The 21,893-nt window shown below is 58.7% G+C and carries 17 protein-coding genes and 1 pseudogene; 5 read left to right on the top strand and 13 right to left on the bottom strand.

What is annotated here, in order from left to right; translation table 11 throughout:
- Window positions 1-206: 206 nt before the first annotated feature.
- The 3 genes from ACFSE1_RS13315 (at window position 207) to ACFSE1_RS13305 (ending at window position 3,567) form a co-directional block, all read left to right on the top strand.
- Entirely contained in the window at window positions 207-1,994 is a 1,788-nt protein-coding gene (locus tag ACFSE1_RS13315; RefSeq protein ID WP_377402079.1) for a methyl-accepting chemotaxis protein, read from the top strand.
- A complete protein-coding gene (locus ACFSE1_RS13310) occupies window positions 1,994-2,473 on the top strand; it encodes a chemotaxis protein CheW (protein WP_377402076.1) in 480 nt (159 codons plus the stop codon). Before ACFSE1_RS13315 ends, ACFSE1_RS13310 begins: the two co-directional genes overlap by 1 nt.
- A 245-nt stretch (window positions 2,474-2,718) precedes the next feature.
- Complete coding sequence (locus ACFSE1_RS13305; protein WP_377402073.1) at window positions 2,719-3,567, top strand: asparaginase domain-containing protein; 849 nt, start codon at window positions 2,719-2,721, stop codon at window positions 3,565-3,567.
- Window positions 3,568-3,748: 181 nt separating this feature from the next.
- On the opposite strand, the gene ACFSE1_RS13300 is transcribed toward ACFSE1_RS13305, so the two are convergent.
- From ACFSE1_RS13300 to ACFSE1_RS13270, 7 genes and pseudogenes are all read right to left on the bottom strand, one after another.
- Entirely contained in the window at window positions 3,749-5,401 is a 1,653-nt protein-coding gene (locus tag ACFSE1_RS13300; protein ID WP_377402070.1) for an OFA family MFS transporter, read from the bottom strand.
- 68 nt (window positions 5,402-5,469) lie between these two features.
- The gene (locus ACFSE1_RS13295; protein ID WP_377402067.1) at window positions 5,470-5,811 is read right to left on the bottom strand and encodes a formate dehydrogenase subunit delta; all 342 of its coding nucleotides are present in this window, start codon (window positions 5,809-5,811) and stop codon (window positions 5,470-5,472) included.
- Window positions 5,798-6,624, bottom strand: a pseudogene (gene fdhD / locus ACFSE1_RS13290) (formate dehydrogenase accessory sulfurtransferase FdhD). The gene ACFSE1_RS13295 and the pseudogene fdhD overlap by 14 nt, the downstream one beginning before the upstream one ends.
- Before the next feature lie 8 nt (window positions 6,625-6,632).
- On the bottom strand, window positions 6,633-9,515 hold the full coding sequence (gene fdhF / locus ACFSE1_RS13285; protein WP_377402064.1) for a formate dehydrogenase subunit alpha: 2,883 nt from the start codon (window positions 9,513-9,515) through the stop codon (window positions 6,633-6,635).
- Window positions 9,516-9,519: 4 nt separating this feature from the next.
- Window positions 9,520-11,076, bottom strand: coding sequence for a formate dehydrogenase beta subunit (locus ACFSE1_RS13280; protein WP_377402061.1), 1,557 nt, complete (start codon window positions 11,074-11,076; stop codon window positions 9,520-9,522).
- Window positions 11,073-11,552, bottom strand: coding sequence for a formate dehydrogenase subunit gamma (locus tag ACFSE1_RS13275; protein ID WP_377402058.1), 480 nt, complete (start codon window positions 11,550-11,552; stop codon window positions 11,073-11,075). Before ACFSE1_RS13275 ends, ACFSE1_RS13280 begins: the two co-directional genes overlap by 4 nt.
- Before the next feature lie 116 nt (window positions 11,553-11,668).
- Window positions 11,669-12,604 (bottom strand): LysR family transcriptional regulator, encoded by a 936-nt coding sequence (locus ACFSE1_RS13270; protein WP_377402055.1) that lies wholly within the window; start codon window positions 12,602-12,604, stop codon window positions 11,669-11,671.
- Window positions 12,605-12,772: 168 nt separating this feature from the next.
- Here ACFSE1_RS13270 and glpD point away from each other — a divergent pair, with 168 nt between their 5' ends.
- Together glpD and ACFSE1_RS13260 are read left to right on the top strand one after the other, a co-directional pair.
- Window positions 12,773-14,287, top strand: coding sequence for a glycerol-3-phosphate dehydrogenase (glpD, locus tag ACFSE1_RS13265; protein WP_377402052.1), 1,515 nt, complete (start codon window positions 12,773-12,775; stop codon window positions 14,285-14,287).
- A gap of 76 nt (window positions 14,288-14,363) precedes the next feature.
- The gene (locus ACFSE1_RS13260) at window positions 14,364-15,431 is read left to right on the top strand and encodes an HWE histidine kinase domain-containing protein (RefSeq protein ID WP_377402049.1); all 1,068 of its coding nucleotides are present in this window, start codon (window positions 14,364-14,366) and stop codon (window positions 15,429-15,431) included.
- A gap of 174 nt (window positions 15,432-15,605) precedes the next feature.
- Here ACFSE1_RS13260 and ACFSE1_RS13255 read toward each other — a convergent pair whose 3' ends face one another.
- From ACFSE1_RS13255 to ACFSE1_RS13230, 6 genes are all read right to left on the bottom strand, one after another.
- Window positions 15,606-16,568, bottom strand: a complete 963-nt coding sequence (locus ACFSE1_RS13255) for an L-lactate dehydrogenase (RefSeq protein WP_377402046.1) — start codon at window positions 16,566-16,568, stop codon at window positions 15,606-15,608.
- Between the two features lie 280 nt (window positions 16,569-16,848).
- The gene (locus ACFSE1_RS13250) at window positions 16,849-17,256 is read right to left on the bottom strand and encodes a F0F1 ATP synthase subunit epsilon (protein WP_377402043.1); all 408 of its coding nucleotides are present in this window, start codon (window positions 17,254-17,256) and stop codon (window positions 16,849-16,851) included.
- A 72-nt stretch (window positions 17,257-17,328) separates the two neighbouring features.
- Entirely contained in the window at window positions 17,329-18,759 is a 1,431-nt protein-coding gene (gene atpD, locus ACFSE1_RS13245; RefSeq protein ID WP_377402040.1) for a F0F1 ATP synthase subunit beta, read from the bottom strand.
- A 21-nt stretch (window positions 18,760-18,780) separates the two neighbouring features.
- Window positions 18,781-19,656, bottom strand: coding sequence for a F0F1 ATP synthase subunit gamma (locus ACFSE1_RS13240; protein ID WP_377402037.1), 876 nt, complete (start codon window positions 19,654-19,656; stop codon window positions 18,781-18,783).
- A gap of 27 nt (window positions 19,657-19,683) precedes the next feature.
- Window positions 19,684-21,213: a F0F1 ATP synthase subunit alpha gene (gene atpA, locus ACFSE1_RS13235; protein ID WP_377402034.1), complete on the bottom strand. Its 1,530-nt coding sequence runs from the start codon at window positions 21,211-21,213 to the stop codon at window positions 19,684-19,686.
- A complete protein-coding gene (locus ACFSE1_RS13230) occupies window positions 21,213-21,779 on the bottom strand; it encodes a F0F1 ATP synthase subunit delta (protein WP_377402031.1) in 567 nt (188 codons plus the stop codon). Before ACFSE1_RS13230 ends, atpA begins: the two co-directional genes overlap by 1 nt.
- Window positions 21,780-21,893: the final 114 nt, after the last annotated feature.

Genomic DNA, 21,893 nt, shown 5'->3' with positions numbered 1-21,893 from the left:
ATTTAGAGAAGTCTGTTTCTCTTTTTGGTTGTTTTCAGCCTATCCTGTAATATGTTTTCAGCTTATAAAACAGTTGTTTAAGGCGCTTTTGTCGGAGCTCTTTTTAGAGCTTATTAAGAACTCACTGCTAGTTATTTTTTCACTCAGCAAAAGTGAACCAGCGCCAATGCGGTTACGTATTCCGTGTCTTATCGAGGAAATTCCGCATGAATATTAGCTTTGCCTCCCCTAACAATTCCAAGGCGCTTCTTGCCGCCATCGGAAGATCACAAGCCATCATCGAGTTTGATACGGACGGGAAAATTCTCGAAGCGAATGAGAACTTCTGCAAGGCGCTTGGTTACACATTGTCGGAAATCAAAGGCCGCAATCACGGCATGTTTTGTGATCCAGCCTATGTGAGCACCCCGGCCTACAAGGAATTTTGGGCACGGTTGAAGCAGGGCGAGTTTCAGGCCGCAGAATACAAACGGCTTGGCAAAGGCGGACGCGAGGTCTGGATACAGGCCTCCTATAACCCGGTCATGTCCGGGAGCAAAGTAATCAAGGTGGTGAAAATCGCGACCGATGTTACCGCTGCCAAGTTGAAGGCGGCTGAAGACGCCGGCAAGATTGCGGCAATTTCCGCCACGCAGGCCGTCATCGAATTCACGCCAACCGGCGACATCCTGTATGCCAACGAGAACTTCCTGAACTGCCTTGGCTACAGTTTGGATGAGATCAAGGGCAAACATCACCGGATGTTCTGCGAACCGGCCTATGTACAGACAGCGGATTACACGGACTTCTGGAGAAGGCTGGCTGGTGGCGAAGCCTTTTCTGCCGAGTACAAGCGCCTCGGCAAAGGCGGAAAAGTGGTCTGGATCCAGGCCTCTTACAATCCGATCAAGGACAGTGATGGCCGTGTCTTCAAGGTCGTCAAGTTTGCAACGGACATCACCGAGCGTGTGCGTGCTTGCGACGAACTAGGTGAAGGCCTCATGGCACTTTCGCGCGGCGATCTTACCATCCGCCTCGAGCGTCCGTTCATCCCGAGCCTGGATGGCATCCGCAAGGATTTCAACGCATCGATTGAAAAGCTATCCGGTGCCATGGAGGCTGTCGCAAACAACGCCACCGCCATTGCTGCAAGTTCTGGCCAGATTCGTGAAGCCTCCAGCAGCCTTGCTCAGCGCACGGAGAAGCAGGCGGCAGCCGTTGAGGAAACTGCCGCTTCGCTGGAGCAAGTGACGCAAACGGTTTCCACAAGCGCCAAGCGCGCGGAGGAAGCCGGTCAACTCGTGGAGCGCACAACCAAGGGAGCAACGCGCTCTGGCGAAGTCGTGTCAGCGGCCATCGAAGCCATGGGGCAGATCGAGAAATCGTCTGGAGAGATTTCCAATATCATCGGCGTTATTGATGAAATCGCCTTCCAGACCAATCTCCTCGCCCTGAACGCCGGTGTGGAAGCAGCGCGCGCTGGCGAGGCGGGCAAGGGCTTTGCGGTCGTTGCCCAGGAAGTGCGCGAACTGGCGCAGCGCTCCGCAAAGGCCGCCAAGGAAATAAAGGCGCTCATCAACACTTCCAGCGCACAGGTCCAGCAGGGCGTGTCGCTTGTCGATCAAACCGGCAAGGCTCTGCAGGCTATCATCACCGAGGTTGACGACATCAACACCAACGTCAAGGCGATCATCGAGGCCAGCAGAGAACAATCCGTGGGCCTGCGCGAAATCAGCAACGCCATCAACCTGATTGACCAAAACACCCAGCAGAACGCAGCAATGGTGGAAGAATCCTCCGCCGCCAGCCACAGTCTCGCCGGCGAAGCAAATTCTCTTCGCGAAATGCTGCAGCGATTTAGCTTTGAGAAACGAACTTCCGCTACAGTTGCTTCTATCGCGCGAACCGATGCAGGATCCACCTCATCGCCACCGCGCCAAAGGGCGGTCAATGTTGCACGCGGGCGTTCCAGCGCAGCAGCAGCCTTGGCATCGGAGAGTTGGGAAGAATTTTGATGGCTACGACGATTACATCAAACAGTTTCAGTGGTGACACGCTCGAAATCATCGCATTTCGCCTGCACGATCAGGAATTCTGCGTCAAGACCACCACGATCCGCGAAATCCGGGGTTGGGCACCCTCGACCCCGATTCCGCACGCACCGGCGGATGTGATTGGCGTCATGAACCTGCGCGGTTCGGTCATTCCGATCATCGACCTCGCCTACAAGCTCGGTATGAAGAGCACCGTCGCAAACGAGCGGTCCGCCATCGTGGTGACAGAGGTTCATAATATGGTGATCGGCATGCTGGTTGATCGCGTATCGGATATTCTGACGATCAGCTCCACCCAGATCCAGCCGGTTCCCGAAGTCTCCGCATCGTTCGACAAGTCGTTCTCCGAAGGCATCATCTCCAGCGAGAACGGCATGATCTGCTTCCTGAATCTCTCCAAGATGTTCAAGGGATCGGATCTGGAAGATCTTGCGGCCTGAAGCAGGCCCAGCAAAACAGTGTCAGCGCTTTCGCCTCCAGCTGCGCCCAAACAGAGATTGAAGGCGCGAGTCGCACCCTGAAGGATAGCGAGCCCCGTCAAGCAATCACATCAAGTTGAGAGGCAGCCCATGACCTTGTCGGGGGCTGCCTCTTTCCTTTGGCGGCAAGCTGTAGCACTGATCGCCATATTGATCTCGACCTGCTCTTTGGCTAAGAAACCTTGTATTTTTTGGGGGATTTTATTTTGCCTAGACTGCTTCTCATTCATACTGGCGGCACAATTGGAATGGCACCCGGCCCCAACGGGCTTGCCCCCGTCAAAGGTCTCGTCGAAAGCGCGCTGAGCGCCCGGCTGACGGATGACATCACGCTCGTGGCAAATGTCTTCAATCCCCTTCTCGATAGCGCCAGTGTCGGCCCGACCCACTGGAACGCCATGCTTGAAGCAATCCGCGCTCATCCCGGCGTTCCGACCATCATCACTCATGGGACCGACACCATGTCGTTCACGGGAGCAGCACTTTCGCAGGCACTTGTAGGCGAAGGCAGGCGCGTCATCCTGTGCGGTTCCATGGTTCCCCTCGGCGAGAATGGCGATGCGGAAGGCAATCTTTCGCTCGCAATCGAGGCTAGCCAGCAGGAAGGCGAAGGTGTCTTCCTTGCTTTTGCCGGCCAATTGCTGCGCGCCGAGGGCCTCGTGAAGCATCACAGCCATGACCCGATTTCCTTCCGGGCTCTGCCGCAGGCGCCGCTCCCGCAACCCAAATCCCGCACATTTGACGAGCGTAAATTTGCCATTCTGACGCTGAGCCCCGGCATTGCGGCGGATACGCTTGCAGCAGCACTCGCGACGCTCGACGGTGCTGTCCTGCGCGTTTTCGGCGCTGGAACAGTCATGGCCTGCCCGGTCGTATTGAAGGCGTTTGAAGATGCCGTCAAGGCAGGCAAGCGCATCCGCGCAGTAAGTCAGTGCGAAGGCGGCGGCATCATTCCGGGTTCCTATGAAGCAGGTGCTGGTCTCTGGGAAGCGGGGGTGGAAAACGGCGGGGACGACACGCCGGAAGCCGCTCTGATCAAGCTCTGGCTGAACTGAGGCATCAAGTCATCTCACGCAAAGCGTGCGTGAGAGGTTTGCAAGACGGTATGCATAGAAACAATGTTTTGTGCGTGACGCGTAATGCGACAGAGTGCGAAGCACTTTTCACGTCCAGACCAACAGGAAAAAGGCGGGCCGAACGACCCGCCTTTCTGTTTCTGCGAACTAGGGCTTGCGGCTATCCGAAAAGCGCAAGACTGCTTTTCAGTGTCACCCAGACACCCCACAGAAGCGGGATGCCCACGACAACCCAGGCGAGCGCTGCCTTGGCATCCAGACCACCCTTGCCGATACCGAAGGAGCCCGTCGGGCCGGCATTGGCAGCAGCAGTCTTGGCCTGCAGCGACGCGACCTCTTCCTCCGACATGAACCATTTGTCGGAAAGAGGCTTGACGAAGGCGTTTGCAACAAGGCCAAGCGCCAGCATACCTGCGAGGATATACATGGTGCTGGTGTAAAGCTCGGGTCCGGGTGCAACACCAGCCGCGATTTGTGCTTCACGGATGTAGTTCACGACAACAGGACCGACGATGCCTGCCGTTGCCCATGCCGTCAGAAGGCGACCATGAATAGCACCGACGAACTGTGTGCCGAAAATATCGGCCAGATAGGCGGGAATGGTGGCAAAACCACCGCCATACATGGAGAGAATGATGCCGAAGGCGAGAACGAAAAACGCCTTGGAACCCAACATGGCCAGCGTCGGAGCCGCGGCATAGAGAACGATGCCGAGAATGAAGAAGCAGAAATAGGTGTTCTTGCGGCCAATCTTGTCAGACATGGAAGCCCAGAAGAAACGGCCACCAATGTTGAAGAGAGACAGAAGACCCGTAAAGCCCGCAGCAATCGCCGCGATCTGCGCTTTCTGCGCCGCATCGAGCTGTGCAAAGGCAACACCGGGCTGACCGATCAGCGAACCGGCAAAGATTTCCTGCAACATGGGGGAGGCCATGCCGATCACGCCAATGCCTGCCGAAACATTCAGGCAGAGAACAGCCCAGATCAGCCAGAATTGCGGCGTCTTGTGCGCATCGCGCAGGTGAACGTGGCGGCTGGTAATCATCGTGCTTTTGGCAGCGGGCGGTGTCCAACCTTCGGGTCGCCAGCCTGCAGGAGGAATCCGGTAGCCGAAGGCACCGCCCATCATGAAGACGAAATAGATGAGCGCCATCACCACGAAGGTCTGCCAAACGCCGACGGATACATCCGTTTTGAAGTAACCCATCAGAAGGTTGGCGAGAGGCGCGCCAATCATGGCACCACCGCCAAAGCCCATGATGGCCATGCCGGTTGCCATGCCGCGTCGATCCGGGAACCACTTGATCAGAGTGGAAACCGGCGAAATATAGCCAAGGCCAAGACCGACACCGCCAATGACGCCTGCACCAAGCCACATCAGCCAGAGCTGGTGCGTCATGACGCCAAGGGCTGCCACGAGAATGCCGCCACACCAGCAGCAGGCCGAGACGAAGCCCGCCTTGCGCGGCCCGACGCGTTCCAGCCAGCCGCCCCAGATGGCTGCCGAACAGCCAAGAAGAACGAAAAACAGGGTGTAGATCCAGCCAAGATCCGCCACGCGCCAGTTACAGGCGGTGGTGAACAAAGCGCCCACCAATGTCAGGCTGGAACAGGTCGGATCCGTCGCCGGAAGCGCCCTGCTGAGCGGCAGCCAGAACACGCTGAAGCCATAGGCCATGCCAATGCACAGGTGAATGGCCAAGGCCGCCGGCGGCACCAGCCAGCGGTTAAAACCCGGTTGAGCGATAATTCGCTCTCTGTCCAGCAGCCCCGCCTGCGGCGCCGCCTCCTCTGTAACTCCTGCCACAGCCATAACCCCAATCTCCCTTCCAATATGCGGACAGTCGCAAATGAAAAACGATTGCCCGCAACGTCATTCCGTTAAACTCGCTGCTCGGGAACGCTGGGTTCCGAAAGCGATTCACCCGCAATCGCTCCCTGACCGCCCGGCGCACCCCTGGCCGCATCGGCACCGAGACCTATGCCCTTGGCCCGGCTTTCCGGCCGTTTGATCTTCTCCGCAGCGGCAATCACCAGCGGCAAGAAGCCGCCAATACCGCCATCGATCATCTCGAAGAAGCGCTGGCGCATGCGCGGCTCCCAGAACTTGTTGATATGTGTGGCTACGCCATCTACCCGAACGTCCTCCGGTTGCGAATGGAAGAAGGTCGCGATCTGGTTGGCCATGCGGACGAGCTTGTCGTCCGTGTTATTGTGCGACATGACGGTGTTCTCCTGCCGAGAGGCGATCAGGCCTTGTAAAAACTTCAAATTCATCGCCACGAACGATACCGATCAGGGTGATGCCAGCCTGTTGGGCGGTCTCTATGGCAAGCGCTGTCGGGGCAGAAATGGCGATGAGTATCGCGCATCCCATCAGTGCGGTCTTCTGCACCATTTCGACGGAAAGGCGGCTGGTGACGACCACGCAACCCGCAGAGGGATTTGCTCCCGCTCGCAACACGGCACCGCACAGCTTGTCGAGCGCATTGTGACGCCCCACATCTTCCCGCACGGCCAGCAGCCCGCTGCCCGGCTGGTAGAAACCGGCCCCATGAACAGCGCGCGTTTCCCGGTTCAGCGCCTGCTCTCTTGCCAGCAGGGACACCGATTCCGAAATCTGCAGAGGCGAAATGAGAAAACCAGGCTCCGCGACGGGAGAAGTCTGACGCGTGGCCTGTTCGATTGATTCAATACCGCAAAGGCCGCAGCCCACCGGGCCGCCATGCGCCTGCGGCGAGAAACCAGCGCCTCTGCACTGTCATCGACCAGCGTAATCTGAATGTCGATGCCGGCACCGGCTTCGATAGGCTCGACACTGACAATCTCATTGGCTGAACGGATGATTTCCTCCGCCAGCGAAAAGCCGTAGGCAAAGTCAATCAGGTCGCCGGGCGTTCCCATCATGACAGCATGGGTAGAACCACCATAGGAGAAGGCGATCGGCACTTCTTCCGGGACATGACGATTGGCAGGAGCAAGCTGCCCCTGGCGAAACGTCCATTCATCGAATTGGCGGCGCGTCACCCTTTGCATCCGCCGGCCTATTCAGCCGCTTCGAGCTTGCCAGCAATCCTGCGCGATCTGCGGCTCAGCTCGTCATAATCCTCCTGCCATTCGGTCGGTCCGTTGGAGGGCGAAATCTGCACCGCCGTCACCTTGTATTCCGGGCAATTGGTCGCCCAGTCAGAGAAGTCGGTGGTGATGACGTTTGCCTGGGTGCCGGGATGGTGGAAGGTGGTGTAGACCACGCCCGGTGCCACACGATCCGTGATCAGCGCGCGCAGGGTCGTATCGCCGGAGCGGCTGGCGAGCTTTACCCAGTCACCATCCTTGATACCCCGCTGCTCGGCATCGTGCGGATGGATCTCCAGCCGGTCCTCTTCATGCCAGACAACATTTTCGGTGCGCCGCGTCTGTGCACCCACATTGTACTGCGAGAGAATACGTCCGGTGGTGAGCAAAAGCGGGAAGCGCGGCCCTGTCCGTTCATCGGTCGGCACATATTCAGTGCGGATAAACTTGCCCTTGCCGCGCACGAAGCCATCCGTGTGCATGATGGGCGAGCCGTTCGGAAACTTCTCGTTGCACGGCCACTGAACGGACCCCTTTTCCTCCAGATAGGCATAGGAGACCCCGGCAAAGCTCGGAGTAGACAGGGCGATCTCGTCCATGATCTGAGACGGATGCGTGTAGTTCCAGTCAAGCCCCATGGCCTGGGCCAGTTTCTGGGTCACTTCCCAGTCCGCATAACCGTTCTTCGGTGTCATCACCTTGCGCACGCGGTTTATGCGGCGCTCTGCATTGGTGAAGGTGCCGTCTTTTTCCAGGAAAGTAGAACCTGGCAGGAAGACATGCGCGTAATTGGCCGTCTCGTTCAGGAAGAGGTCATGAACGACGACACATTCCATGGCCGCCAGACCGGCGGAGACATGCTTGGTATCCGGGTCGGACTGAAGAATATCCTCGCCCTGAATATAGATGCCCTTGAAGCTGCCATCCACGGCAGCATCCAGCATGTTGGGAATACGAAGGCCCGGCTCGTTGTTGAGCGTCACACCCCACAGCTTTTCAAAGGTCTCGCGCGTTGCATCGTCCGATATGTGGCGATAACCCGGCAATTCATGCGGGAACGAACCCATATCGCAGGAGCCCTGAACATTGTTCTGACCGCGCAGCGGGTTCACGCCGACACCCGGACGACCGATATTGCCGGTCGCCATGGCAAGGTTGGCAATCGCCATAACCGTTGTCGAACCCTGGCTATGCTCGGTCACGCCGAGGCCGTAATAGATCGCGCCATTGCCGCCCTTGGCATACAGCCTTGCCGCACCACGCAGATCCTGCGCCGGAACGCCGGTAAACTTTTCCGTTTCTTCCGGCGAATGCTGGGCCTCGGATACAAAGGAGGCCCAGTCTTCGAACTCGGACCAGTCGCACCGTTCACGGATGAAGCGCTCGTCAAAGAGACCTTCCGTCACGATCACATGGGCAATGGCTGTCATGACAGCCACGTTGGTTCCGGGCTTCAGCGGCAAATGGTAGGCCGCTTCAATGTGCGGCGAGCGCACGAGATCGATCCGGCGAGGATCGATAACGATCAGCTTGGCCCCCTGGCGCAGACGCTTCTTCAGGCGAGAACCGAAAACCGGGTGCCCGTCGGTCGGGTTTGCACCGATCACGACCACCACATCCGAATGCTCGACGCTGTCGAAATTCTGTGTTCCTGCCGACGTGCCGAAGGCCTGGCCGAGACCGTATCCGGTTGGCGAGTGGCACACACGGGCGCAAGTATCGACGTTGTTATTGCCGAAACCAGCGCGGATCAGCTTCTGAACGAGATAGGTCTCTTCGTTCGTGCAGCGTGAGGAGGTAATGCCGCCGATGGCCTCGCGGCCATACTGATACTGGATGCGGCGGAACTCGGACGCCACATGCGCAAAGGCCTCTTCCCAGGTTACTTCCCGCCAGGGATCCGAGATCTTTTCGCGGATCATCGGGTTGAGAATGCGGTCCTTGTGGCTTGCATAGCCGTAAGCGAAGCGGCCCTTGACGCAGGAATGGCCGCGATTGGCCTGACCGTCCTTCCACGGCACCATGCGAACCAGCTCTTCGCCGCGCATTTCCGCCTTGAAGGAGCAGCCAACACCGCAATAGGCGCAGGTTGTCACGACAGAATGCTCTGGCTGACCGATTTCGATCACCGACTTTTCGGTGAGGGTCGCCGTTGGGCAAGCCTGAACGCAGGCCCCGCAGGACACGCATTCGGAGGAGAGAAACGCCTCATGGGCTCCGGGCGAAACGCGACTGTCGAACCCGCGGCCTTCAATGGTCAGTGCAAACGTGCCCTGCACTTCTTCGCAGGCACGCACGCAACGGGAGCAAACGATGCACTTGGACGGATCATAGGTGAAATAGGGGTTGGATTCGTCCTTCGGCATCCACTGGGCATTGATGGCCCCCTCGGCAGACCGCGCCTTGACGTGATTCTCACCCTCATAGCCGTAGCGTACGTCGCGCAGACCGACAGCACCCGCCATGTCCTGCAGCTCGCAATCGCCATTGGCAGCGCAGGTCAGGCAGTCCAGCGGGTGGTCGGAGATGTAAAGCTCCATCACACCCTTGCGGATCTGCTTCAGCCGTTCCGTCTGGGTGTGAACGACGATACCGGGGGCAACCGGCGTCGTGCAGGAGGCAGGGGTTCCGTTGCGGCCCTCCACCTCGATGAGACAGAGGCGACAGGAGCCGAACGCATCCACCATGTCCGTGGCGCACAGCTTGGGCACCTGAATCCCGGCTTCCATGGAAGCACGCATGATGGATGTGCCAGCCGGAACCGTGATCTGGCGACCGTCAATGGTCAGTGTAACCAGTTCTTCCGACCTGGAGGCCGGTGTACCGTAATCGATTTCAGGAACGAGGCTCATGGTATCACTCCGCCGCTTCAACAAGTGGGGTGGGTGCAAAATCTTCCGGGAAATGCGTCATGGCACTCATGACCGGATAGGGCGTGAAGCCGCCGAGCGCGCAAAGCGAGCCGAACTTCATGGTGTTGCAGAGATCTTCCAGCAGCACCTTGTTCTTCTCCGGCTCGATGCCACGGGCGATCCTGTCCACCACTTCGACGCCACGGGTGGAGCCGATGCGGCAGGGCGTGCACTTTCCGCAACTTTCCACCGCGCAGAATTCCATCGCAAAACGTGCCTGCTTCAGCATGTCCACGCTGTCATCGAAGACGACGACACCGGCATGGCCGATCAAACCGCCAGCAGCCGTGAAGGCCTCGTAATCGAAAATCGTATCGAAGAGCGATGGTGGGAAATAGGCGCCCAGGGGGCCACCCACCTGAACGGCCTTTACGGGACGACCGGAAATGGTACCGCCACCGATTTCATTCACAAGCTGCCCGAGAGGCAGACCGAATGCTGTCTCGTACAGGCCGCCATGCTTGAGATTGCCTGCAAGCTGGATCGGGATCGTGCCATGGGAGCGACCAACGCCGAAATCGCGATAGAATTCCGGCCCGCGGTCCAGAATGACCGGGATCGATGCCAGGGACATGACATTGTTGACGACCGTGGGCTTGCCGAAAAGGCCCTGTAGCGCCGGAAGCGGCGGCTTTGCCCGCACCACGCCGCGCTTGCCCTCAAGGCTGTTCAAAAGCGAGGTCTCCTCGCCGCACACATAGGCGCCAGCCCCAACCCGCACTTCCATGTCGAAGGCATAGGGCGAACCCAGTACGGAGGCACCGAGAATGCCATCCCGGCGTGCGATTTCAATAGCTTCCTGCATGACGGCAATCGCATGCGGATATTCGGAGCGCGTATAGACGTAACCCTTGGTGGCACCCACGGCGATACCGGCAATCGCCATGCCCTCGATCAGCACGAAGGGATCCCCCTCCATGATCATGCGATCGGCAAAGGTGCCGCTATCGCCTTCATCGGCATTGCAGACGATGTATTTCTGATCGGCCTTGGCATCCGCAACCGTCTTCCACTTGATGCCGGTTGGAAAGCCAGCGCCACCACGTCCGCGCAGGCCGCTCTGCGTAACCTGCGCCACGATCTCGGCGGGAGAGAGAGCAATGGCCTTTTCCAGACCCTTCAGGCCCTGATAATGGCGGTAATCTTCCAGCGACAGAGGATCGGTAACGCCGCAGCGCGCAAATGTGAGCCTGGTCTGCCCCTTGAGGAAGGGAATTTCCTTGGTGAGACCATGCCCCAGCGGATGATCGGCGCCGGTGAGGAAACCCGCATCGAACAGCGAAGCCACATCGGCAGCGCGCACCGGACCATAGGCCATGCGGCCTTTTTCCGTTCGCACTTCCACCAGAACCTCGAGCCAGAGCATGCCGCGCGAACCGTTACGAACGATCCGCACATCCTCTCCCCGAGCCTCTGCCTCACGCGCAATCGCAGCGGCAACCTTGTCCGCGCCGACAGCCAGTGCGGCAGCATCGCGAGGAACGAATACAGTGACGCTCATTTGCGCACCTCCGCCAGCATTTCGGTGAGACAGTCTTCATCCACACGCGCGTAAATCTCGCCATCCAGCATGGCAGCGGGCGCGGAGGCGCATAGCCCCAGGCAATAGACGGGCTCGAGTGTCACGGCACCATCCGGGGTCGTTTCATGCCAACCTATGCCAAGGCTGGCCTTCACCTGCTCTGCCAGCGCATCGCAGCCCATGGACTGGCAGGCCTCTGCACGACAGAGCTTTAGGCTGTGGCGCCCGGCGGGATGATCGCGAAAATCATGGTAAAAGGTCACAACGCCGTGCACTTCAGCGCGCGAAAGGTTCAACGCCTTCGCAATCACCTGCTTTGCCTGTTCAGGAATATAGCCGAACTCCTCCTGCACGCGATGCAGGATGGGCAGAAGCGGGCCTTCCAGCTGCCGACAGTCTTCGACGATTTCGGAAACACGTGTTGCCTCGTCTACGGCAACCGCACGAATGTTCATGAGCCAGTCCTCCCAAACCGACCGGGCATTCCATCAGGCAAGCCAATCTTCCGCAGAAGGCTTTTCCGCCGGTCGGTCAGATTTGCCTTTTGTGAAGGATGGCGAAAATCCGAGCACTAGGTCAATAACGGCTTTCCGTCGGTCGATAGGAAATTTCTATCAAAATCCGAGGCTGCCGCTCGCAGTCGCGCCTCATGAAGAAGCGCCGAGACCAAAGGCGTGTGCGGCTCACGATGGGTTGCGACAAGTCCCACCAGATGCTCGGCATCCGGCTCCGTGATTGGAATCATGCGGATCTGCTCGGAAAATCCGAAGGATTCTGCGACGTTGCGGGGCATGATCGAGGCCCATTGACCGGTGCGGATATGCGAGAAGAGCACAATCATCGAATTGGATTCCAGCGTGGGCTTGGCCCAGACGCCGGCTTCCGCCATGTGCTTGTTGATAATCCGTCGGTTCTGCATGTCGGAAGTCAATAGACAAAGCCGAAGAGCCGAGACTTCTTTCCAGGTGACCGATTCCTGATCCGCAAGGGGCGTTCCTGCGGCTGCGATCAGATGGTAGCGTTCCGAATAGAGCGGAACGGTGGTTACCCGCCCGAGCGGTTCGTTATCGAGATAGGTAATCCCCGCGTCGATCTCGAGATTTTCCAGCTGGCTGAGCACCTGCAGCGATGTGCGCGAGGTGACCGAAAAGGTAACCGCCGGATGGCGCGCCTGGAACGGCTCTGTCAGACGCGGCACCATGGCAAGGGCCGTCGGGATCACGGCAATGCGGATGTGGCCAGCGAGACCCTTGCGGGCGGCGCGCATTTCCTCGCGCATCGTCCGTGTATCGCCGACAATCCTTCTTGCCCATTCCAGCACGCGCTGCCCTTCAGGCGTCAGCCCCTGATATCGCGAACCCCTGACCACGAGAACGACCCCGAGCTGATCCTCCAGCTGGCGGATGGCGGCAGAAAGCGTCGGCTGGGAAACGCCGCACTCTTCTGCGGCGCGTCCGAAATGACTGGCACCCGCCAGCGCAATGAAGAATTCCAGCTTGTCGATCATAACCTCTCCCCCAAAGCCGAGGCAAACCCGACACCAAACCAAAAGATAGTGCCGGGATGATCCCTTTGAAACCGTTTTCGTATTTGCCGATGAGCGGCAATTTTCGCTAAAGAAGAAAACCATCCTATATGACAGCGTGAAACAAACCTTCGCAATGGCGGAGGAGACATGGAGACAGACGTGGCAGGCGAAAGTCCGGTGGACATCCTGGTAATCGGGGGCGGCATCAATGGCTGCGGTATCGCGCGCGATGCGGTAGGGCGCGGCTATTCGGTCACCCTGGCCGAGATGGATGATTTTGCCTCCGGCACGTCCTCCCGCGCGACCAAGCTTATTCACGGCGGGCTTCGCTATCTCGAATACTATGAATTTCGCCTGGTTCGGGAAGCACTGATGGAGCGCGAAGTGCTTTGGGCCATGGCACCTCACATCATCTGGCCGCTGCGCTTCGTTCTGCCCTTTCAGAAGGGCGGCATCCGCCCCGCCTGGCTGATCCGCCTGGGCCTGTTTCTTTACGATCATCTGGGCGGCCGTAAACTCCTGCCTGCGACGAAAACGCTCGACCTGCGCAAGGATCCCGCCGGCAAGGCTCTGAAGCCGCTGTTTTCCACCGCCTTCGAATATTCCGATGGCTGGGTGGACGATGCCCGCATGGTGGTTCTGAATGCGCGCGACGCTGCCGATCGGGGCGCGGAGATCCTGCCACGCCACAAGGTCGTTTCCGCCAGACGGGAAAATGGTTTGTGGAGCGTGGAGCTTCACGATCAGATGTCCGGCAAAAGCCTGACGCGGAAGGCGCGCATGCTGGTCAATGCCGCTGGCCCCTGGGTGGACCGCGTCATCGCCTCGACAGGCGATAATCGCCGCGCCAGCGTGCGCCTCGTGCAAGGCAGCCATATTGTCGTTCGCAAGAAATTCGAAGGCTCACGCGCCTATTTCTTCCAGAACCCGGACAACCGGATCATCTTCGCCATTCCCTACGAGGACGATTTCACCCTGATCGGCACAACCGATCAGGATTATCAGGGCGACGCGAAGGACGTTGCCATCACCCAGAGCGAAATCGATTATCTGTGCAACGCAGCCAGCGAGTATTTCGCAAGCCCCGTCACGCAGCAGGATATTGTCTGGACCTATTCCGGCGTACGTCCGCTCTATGATGACGGCGCATCCAAGGCCCAGGAAGCCACGCGCGATTACGTATTGAAGGTCGAGGGTGAGCAGAATGAGGCTCCCATTCTCAACATCTTCGGTGGCAAGCTGACGACCTATCGTCGTCTGGCCGAACATGCGCTGGAAAAAATCGGTGAGACGATTGGCGCCAAGGGCCCCGCATGGACGGCGAAGAGCCACCTGCCCGGCGGCGATTTTCCGGTGCAGGGGCGTGACGCAGAGATCAAGAAACTCAAGGCGGACTATCCCTTCCTCAGCCAGCCGCATGCGGACCGCCTGATCCGCACCTATGGCACGAAGGCGCGCATCATCCTGGGTTCGGCCAAAAGCTCCGCTGATCTTGGCGAAGATTTCGGCGCTGGCTTCCATGCCGCAGAGTTGCGCTATCTGGTGCAGCACGAATGGGCAAGAACCGCAGAAGATGTGCTTTGGCGCCGAACCAAACTTGGCCTTAAACTCACGGCGGATCAGAGAGCACGCGTGGAATCGGCGCTGCAGGAAATTGCCTAAGCCGGATCCGACCCTACCTTCTCTTCTGCAAGGCGTTCAGCAGTGGTCGCCTTGCGGATGAGTGAGGGAGTAGACGGTGGCCACCCAACAAAGCGTTCCTTTTCTTCAGGTATCCGGGCAATCTGCGCGTTTGGTGCTGGATTACGATTGGAGCCAAACGCCGCTCGGACACCTCGAGACCTGGCCGATCTCACTCAGAACCGCCGTCGCAAACATTCTCAATTCAAGTTTCCCGGCAGCCGTGATCTGGGGCCGGGACATGACAACCATTTATAACGACGCATTCAGGCCCTTGCTTGGCCAGAAGGCAGAGGCGATGGGACGCCCCTTCTCCGAAGTCTGGGCCGAGGTCTGGCCAAGCCTTCAACCCATTGCAGCAAAGGCCTATGGGGGCGAACCTACCTTCATTGAAGATTTCGCCCTCACCGTTGAGCGAAACGGCTTCTCGGAGGAAGCCTATTTCACCTTCTGCTATAGTCCGCTATTTGATGATGAAGGCCGTGTTGCGGGGATCCTCGATACTGTGGTGGAAACCACGGCCCGTGTGGAAGCCGAGCGGCGCATGCACCTGATGAATGCGGAGCTCCAGCACCGCATGAAAAATATGTTCGCAACGGTGAATTCCATTGTCAGCCAGACGCTCAGGGTGGAGCGCCCCCTTGGCGAAATTCGCGCCTTGCTTCTGCAACGTCTCGCCACGCTTGCCGCCGCACATGCCGTGGTCACCGAAGCGAGCAAGGGAAGCGTGCCCATCCGGCACGTCATTGAAGCCGCACTTGCGCCGCATCGCAGTGGCACCGGAAGAATGCGGATGGAGGGACCCGACATCTCACTGGCAGAAAAGCCTGCGCTCTCGCTCTCACTCGCCGTGAACGAATTGGCCACCAACGCCATCAAATATGGGGCGTTTTCGCGAGACGGGGGCACGATTGCAATTTTCTGGTCCTTCACCGACGAAGGCGCGTTCGAACTCACTTGGCAGGAGCAAGGCGGACCGCCCGTCTCTCCTCCGCAGCGACGCGGTTTTGGCACCACTCTGATGGAAAGGGTGGTAGCGCATGATTTCGCCGGAACAGCCAGGATCAGCTACGAACCCGCCGGACTGCATTATCGGCTGACTACCGACCGGCTACCCTCTCGCTGATACGTCCAGCGGCGACCTGCGGTTACCGGCGGGCGAGAGACTTCGGGCGCTGCACATCGGCCCATATGCGATTCTGACAAAAGACGGCGGAGGAGCCTACCCCCCTCAACATGTCTAGCAAAATGGCGTTACCGTTTTGCAGCCGGACCGGCTCAAACACGGTGACAGAGGAATTCAAACGCTTCCGTTTGCATCGAAAATGCTCGAGACCTGAACAGCTGAGGCGGTATCCAGAAGCAAGGCGGCGCTCCGCTGCAAGGCGACCCTCTCCGCCGGCGTCAATTCAGGGTGAAGGGTCGTGATGACTCCCGCCCGCCCCACAACACGTGGCAGAGAGAGTGTGACATGTTCAACACCCTCGACGCGATCCGTGCGTATTGAAACTGACAGTATGGCGTGTTGATCGAGTACGATCGCCTTGACGATCCGCGACAGCCCGCCGCCGATGCCATAATAGGTCGATCCCTTGCCTTCGATGATCCGGTAGGCAGCGTTGCGCACGTCATCATCGATACGCGCCCGCACTGTCTCGTCAATCGGCCGGCCGATTTGCGCGGCAAAGTCATCCACCGAAACCGAGCCGGCGCGTGCATTCGACCAGGCCAGCACCTCGCTGTCACCGTGTTCACCCAGAACATAGGCATGTACCGATTGCGGCGAAATGCCGAGGTGGCGCCCGATGAGGCTTCGAAAACGCGCCGTATCCAGAATTGTGCCCGAGCCTATGACCCGCTCCGGCGGCAAACCCGAAATCCGTGCCGCAATGTCTGTCATCACATCCACGGGATTGGCAGCCACCAGAAGAATTGCATCAGGCGCCGCCGCAAGTACAGATGCCACCACCTGCCGAAATACGGCTGCATTGCGCTCCAGCAGCGCCAAACGCGTTTCTCCCGGCTTCTGGTTCACTCCGGCCGCCAGAATGACAATGCCCGCACCCCGCAGCGCATCGTAATCGCCTGCGCTGACCTTGGTGGCGGAATGAAAGGGCGTCGCATGGGCAATGTCCTGCGCCTGCGCCACGGCCAGCTTCTCATTAACGTCCACCAACACGATTTCAGTGGCTGTGCCTGACAAGGCAAGCGCGAATCCGGCTGAGCTACCGACCATTCCGGCGCCCACGATACCAACCTTCATGCCACCCTCTCCTTCAACCTATCCAATGCCTGCAAGACGGCTGTGATCTGTCATCAATGAACTGAAGTGACCAGAGAACCAGTCGAGCAATGGTCCGTCAGCGGTATTGCGTCCGCATTGCGCCATAACAGGTACTAAGGCGTTTCAGATGATTCCGATCTAGGCGGAAATGCTCTCCTATCCAGAAGAACCCGATACTGATCAAGATCAATCGATAGCGTGCCGAAAACGCAAAACGGCGACCTCTCGGTCGCCGTTTTCAAAATCAGTCTGGCAGGGATCAACCCGGCAGAACATTCTGGTTGAGATGCGTCAACTCGGACAGCATATGCTCAAGCTTGGTGCGATGCTCATCCGTCGGCGCATCCGAAATATCGGCGCGCAGAGCGTCGATACGGGCCTGGAACAAATCGCGGCTTGCCTCTTCCTTGGCAACCGCAGACTCGGCCAAGACCGTGCAACCGGTTGGCAGAATATCGGCAAAACCACCGAAAACGACATATTTGCGCGTCTCGCCAGAAGCGAGTTTAACCGTCAAGACACCTGGCTTGATGGTCGTCATCGCTGGCGCGTGCTTCGCCAGCACGGTCATCTCACCCAGCGTTGCCGGAATGATGACTTCCGTCACCTTTTCGGAAACGAGAAGGCGCTCGGGCGATACCAGTTCAAAATCGAAAGAGTCGGCCATGACGGTCCACTTCTCTGGGCGTTATGCAGGACGGAGCGGCGCGCGATAACCGCGCGCCCTCTCTCAGTGGAATTAAGCGGCAGCTGCCAGCTTCTTTGCCTTTTCGATGGCTTCGTCGATCGAACCCACCATGTAGAAGGCTGCTTCCGGCAGATGGTCGTACTCGCCGTTGACCAGGCCCTTGAAGCCCTTGATCGTGTCTTCGAGCGAAACCAGCTTGCCCGGCGAACCGGTGAAGACTTCGGCAACGAAGAACGGCTGCGACAGGAAGCGCTCGATCTTACGGGCGCGGGCAACAGTCATCTTGTCCTCTTCGGACAGTTCGTCCATACCGAGGATGGCGATGATGTCCTGAAGCGACTTGTAGCGCTGCAGAGTCGTCTGAACCTTACGAGCCACTTCGTAGTGCTCTTCGCCGACAACCATCGGGTCAAGCATACGCGAAGTGGAGTCGAGCGGGTCAACAGCCGGGTAGATACCCTTTTCAGCGATCGAACGGGACAGAACCGTCGTTGCGTCGAGGTGGGCGAACGATGTGGCCGGAGCCGGGTCGGTCAAGTCGTCGGCCGGAACGTAAATAGCCTGAACCGAAGTGATCGAACCCTTCGTCGTCGTGGTGATGCGCTCCTGCATGGCACCCATGTCCGTTGCGAGCGTCGGCTGATAACCAACGGCGGACGGGATACGGCCGAGCAGAGCCGACACTTCGGAACCTGCCTGCGTGAAGCGGAAGATGTTGTCCACGAAGAACAGAACGTCCTGACCCTTGTCACGGAAGTCTTCAGCGATCGTCAGACCGGTCAGAGCAACGCGTGCACGCGCACCCGGAGGCTCGTTCATCTGGCCGTAAACGAGGGCTGCCTTGGAGCCTTCGCCACCGCCATGCTTGTTAACGCCGGACTCGATCATTTCGTGATAGAGGTCGTTACCTTCACGCGTACGCTCGCCAACGCCAGCGAATACCGAGTAACCGCCGTGCGCCTTGGCAACGTTGTTGATCAATTCCATGATCAGAACGGTTTTGCCAACGCCTGCACCGCCGAAGAGGCCGATTTTGCCGCCCTTTGCGTAAGGTGCGAGCAGGTCAACAACCTTGATGCCGGTGACGAGGATCTGACCTTCTGTCGACTGCTCGACATAGGCCGGAGCTTCCTGGTGGATCGAGCGCAGCGTGGACGTGTCCAGCGGACCGGCTTCGTCAACCGGCTCACCGATAACGTTCATGATACGGCCGAGCGTCTGGTCACCGACCGGAACGGAGATCGGCGCACCCATGTCCTTGACCGGCTGGCCGCGAACCAGACCTTCGGTCGAGTCCATGGCGATGGTGCGGACCTGGTTTTCACCGAGGTGCTGAGCGACTTCCAGAACGAGGCGGTTGCCGTTGTTGTCCGTCTCAAGCGCGTTCAGGATTGGCGGAAGGTCGCCATCAAATGCGACGTCAACGACGGCGCCGATAACCTGGGTCACCTTGCCGAGGGACGAGCCCGTTGCGATAGCCATGATTCTTACCCTCTTTGTTCCTTAGAGCGCTTCCGCGCCCGAAATGATTTCGATGAGTTCCTTCGTGATCTGCGCCTGACGCTGGCGGTTGTAGGACAGCGTCAACTTGTTGATCATGTCGCCAGCATTGCGTGTCGCGTTGTCCATTGCGGACATCTGCGCGCCGTAGAAGGAAGCGTTGTTTTCCAGCAGAGCGCGGAAGATCTGTACCGCGATATTGCGCGGCAGCAAGTCCTCCAGGATTTCCTGTTCGCTCGGCTCATATTCATAAAGCGCAGTCGTTGCAGGCACTTCCGCCTGATCGAACTTCGCCGGAATGATCTGCTGCGCCGTTGCCACCTGCGAGATCACAGATGCAAAGCGTGCATAGAACAGCGTGGCGACGTCGAATTCACCAGCATTGAAGAGAGCCAGAACCTTCTGGGCCACTTCATTAGCCTGCACGAAGCCGAGCTGCTTGACTTCGCGGAATGTGACGTAGTCCACGATGTTCTCGCGGAAGCTGCGGCGCAGGATATCGTTGCCCTTGCGGCCAACGGTCAGGATCTTGACGGTCTTGCCTTCCGACAAAAGCTTCAGCGCATGGTCGCGGGCCAGACGGATGATCGAGGAGTTGAAGCCCCCCGCCAGGCCGCGCTCGCCCGTGGCGACGATGAGAAGATGGGTCTGTTCCTTGCCCGTGCCGGTCAGGAGCAGCGGAGCCTCTGCACTATTGGCAGAGGCGGCGCTGAGACCAGCAAGAACACGGTCCATCCGTTCCGCGTAAGGGCGAGCCGCTTCGGCTGCCTCTTGCGCACGGCGCAGCTTCGCCGCAGCGACCATTTTCATCGCCTTGGTGATTTTCTGCGTCGCCTTGACGGAGGCGATCCGGTTTTTCAGATCCTTAAGTGAAGGCATCCGTTATCGGTCCTTGAGCTTATCCGTTCAGGCGAAAGTCTTGGCGAAGTTATCCAGCGCCGACTTCAGCTTTGCGCGTGTGTCGTCAGAGAGCTGCTTCTCCGTGCGGATGGCATCGAGGATAGCCTTGCCGTCATTGCGGAGGTAAGCGAGCAGTGCCTGCTCGTACTTGCCAACCTGGTTGACAGGCAGCTTGTCGAGGTAGCCATTGACGCCAGCGAAGATCACCGCAACCTGCTCTTCCGTCTTGAGCGGCGAGAACTGCGGCTGCTTCAGAAGTTCGGTCAGACGTGCACCACGGTTCAGCAGGCGCTGTGTCGAGGCATCGAGGTCGGAACCAAACTGTGCGAAGGCGGCCATTTCACGATACTGGGCAAGCTCACCCTTGATCGAACCGGCAACCTGCTTCATCGCCTTGATCTGCGCGGCAGAACCAACGCGGGAAACCGACAGACCGACGTTAACGGCCGGGCGGATACCCTGGTAGAAGAGGTCCGTTTCAAGGAAGATCTGACCGTCGGTGATCGAGATCACGTTGGTCGGAATAAAGGCAGAAACGTCGTTACCCTGGGTTTCGATAACCGGCAGAGCCGTCAAGGAACCAGCGCCGCGCTCGTCGGAGAGCTTGGCAGCGCGCTCCAGAAGACGCGAATGCAGATAGAAAACGTCGCCCGGATAAGCTTCGCGGCCCGGCGGGCGGCGCAGCAGGAGCGACATCTGACGGTAGGCAACAGCCTGCTTGGACAAATCGTCGTAAGCAATCAGGGCATGCTGGCCGTTGTCACGGAAGTACTCACCCATGGCGCAGCCGGCAAACGGTGCGAGATACTGCATCGGGGCCGGATCGGAAGCGGTTGCCGCCACAACGATGGAGTACTGCAGAGCGCCACGCTCTTCCAGAACCTTAACAAACTGGGCAACAGTGGAACGCTTCTGCCCGATAGCAACGTAGACGCAGAAAAGCTTGTCGTTTTCCGGACCATTGTCGTGGATCGGCTTCTGGTTGAGGAAGCTGTCGAGAATGATGGCGGTCTTGCCGGTCTGGCGGTCGCCGATCACAAGCTCGCGCTGGCCACGGCCAACCGGGATCAGTGCGTCGATAGCCTTGAGGCCGGTCGACATGGGCTCATGAACCGACTTGCGCGGAATGATGCCAGGAGCCTTCACGTCAACGCGCGCACGGCGGGATGCGTTGATCGGACCCTTGCCGTCGATCGGATTGCCGAGAGCGTCAACAACGCGGCCCAGCAGTTCCGGACCAACCGGAACGTCCACGATTGCACCCGTACGCTTGACGGTGTCGCCTTCCTTGATGTCGCGGTCGGAACCGAAGATAACGACACCGACGTTATCGGCTTCAAGGTTGAGCGCCATACCGCGGATACCGCCTGGGAACTCGACCATCTCACCAGCCTGAACATTATCCAGACCGTAAACACGGGCAATACCGTCACCTACGGAAAGAACCTGGCCGACTTCGGAAACCTCAGCCTCCTGGCCGAAGTTCTTGATTTGATCTTTGAGAATTGCGGAAATTTCCGCGGCGCGGATATCCATCAGCCAACCTCTTTCAGTGCAAGCTTAAGCGTGGAAAGTTTGGTGCGAAGAGACGTATCGATCTGGCGAGAACCGACCTTGACGATCAAGCCACCCAGGATCGACGGATCAACAGTAACATCGAGAGCGACACTCTTGCCCGTTACGCCCTTCAGCGTCGATTTCAGTTCATCTTCCTGCGCCGGAGTGAGCGCATGTGCCGTGCGAACCTGCGCGGTCATCTCACCCTTATGCTGGGCGACAACAGCGCGGAATGCGGTGATCATGCCTGGCAAGGCGAAAAGGCGGCGATTGCCCGCAACGACCTTCAGAAAGTTTGCAACGAGACCGGAAATACCTGCCTTCGCGCAAAGCGCAGCGACCGCACGCGCCTGATCCTCCGAAGAGAAGACAGGGCTTGAGATCAGACGCTTGAGATCATCGCTCTCGTTTATCATTGCCTGAAAACGGTCAAGATCCCCGCGCACGGAGTCAATCGCGTTGGCTTCAAGCGTAAGCTCGAAGAGCGAAATTGCGTAGCGTTCTGCCACGCCGGAGGTCCGATGGGATGTGTCTGCCACGGGCACAAATTCCCTGATTTCTATCCAAGCAACCGGCCCGTTTTCGGACTTCAGACAAGCGCTTGAATTTGCTTCTTTTTCTCAATACGGCCAGAGGCCCCCCTCCGCCGTTCTCCGAAA

Source organism: Affinirhizobium helianthi (assembly GCF_042680945.1).
In the GTDB taxonomy this organism is placed as follows: Bacteria; Pseudomonadota; Alphaproteobacteria; order Rhizobiales; family Rhizobiaceae; genus Neorhizobium; species Neorhizobium helianthi.
The sequence above is the reverse complement of the archived record's forward strand: the minus strand, read 5'-3'. Positions and strand labels throughout refer to the sequence as shown.

Bases quoted from the DNA above. Each gene is read 5' to 3' on its own strand.
- ACFSE1_RS13240 (WP_377402037.1), bottom strand. From the start codon at position 19,656: ATGCCTTCACTTAAGGATCTGAAAAACCGGATCGCCTCCGTCAAGGCG.
- ACFSE1_RS13255 (WP_377402046.1), bottom strand. From the start codon at position 16,568: ATGAAGGTTGGTATCGTGGGCGCCGGAATGGTCGGTAGCTCAGCCGGA.
- glpD (WP_377402052.1), top strand. From the start codon at position 12,773: ATGGAGACAGACGTGGCAGGCGAAAGTCCGGTGGACATCCTGGTAATC.
- ACFSE1_RS13270 (WP_377402055.1), bottom strand. From the start codon at position 12,604: ATGATCGACAAGCTGGAATTCTTCATTGCGCTGGCGGGTGCCAGTCAT.
- ACFSE1_RS13300 (WP_377402070.1), bottom strand. From the start codon at position 5,401: ATGGCTGTGGCAGGAGTTACAGAGGAGGCGGCGCCGCAGGCGGGGCTG.
- ACFSE1_RS13250 (WP_377402043.1), bottom strand. From the start codon at position 17,256: ATGGCCGACTCTTTCGATTTTGAACTGGTATCGCCCGAGCGCCTTCTC.
- ACFSE1_RS13315 (WP_377402079.1), top strand. From the start codon at position 207: ATGAATATTAGCTTTGCCTCCCCTAACAATTCCAAGGCGCTTCTTGCC.
- ACFSE1_RS13275 (WP_377402058.1), bottom strand. From the start codon at position 11,552: ATGAACATTCGTGCGGTTGCCGTAGACGAGGCAACACGTGTTTCCGAA.
- atpA (WP_377402034.1), bottom strand. From the start codon at position 21,213: ATGGATATCCGCGCCGCGGAAATTTCCGCAATTCTCAAAGATCAAATC.
- ACFSE1_RS13295 (WP_377402067.1), bottom strand. From the start codon at position 5,811: ATGTCGCACAATAACACGGACGACAAGCTCGTCCGCATGGCCAACCAG.
- fdhF (WP_377402064.1), bottom strand. From the start codon at position 9,515: ATGAGCCTCGTTCCTGAAATCGATTACGGTACACCGGCCTCCAGGTCG.
- ACFSE1_RS13280 (WP_377402061.1), bottom strand. From the start codon at position 11,076: ATGAGCGTCACTGTATTCGTTCCTCGCGATGCTGCCGCACTGGCTGTC.
- atpD (WP_377402040.1), bottom strand. From the start codon at position 18,759: ATGGCTATCGCAACGGGCTCGTCCCTCGGCAAGGTGACCCAGGTTATC.
- ACFSE1_RS13310 (WP_377402076.1), top strand. From the start codon at position 1,994: ATGGCTACGACGATTACATCAAACAGTTTCAGTGGTGACACGCTCGAA.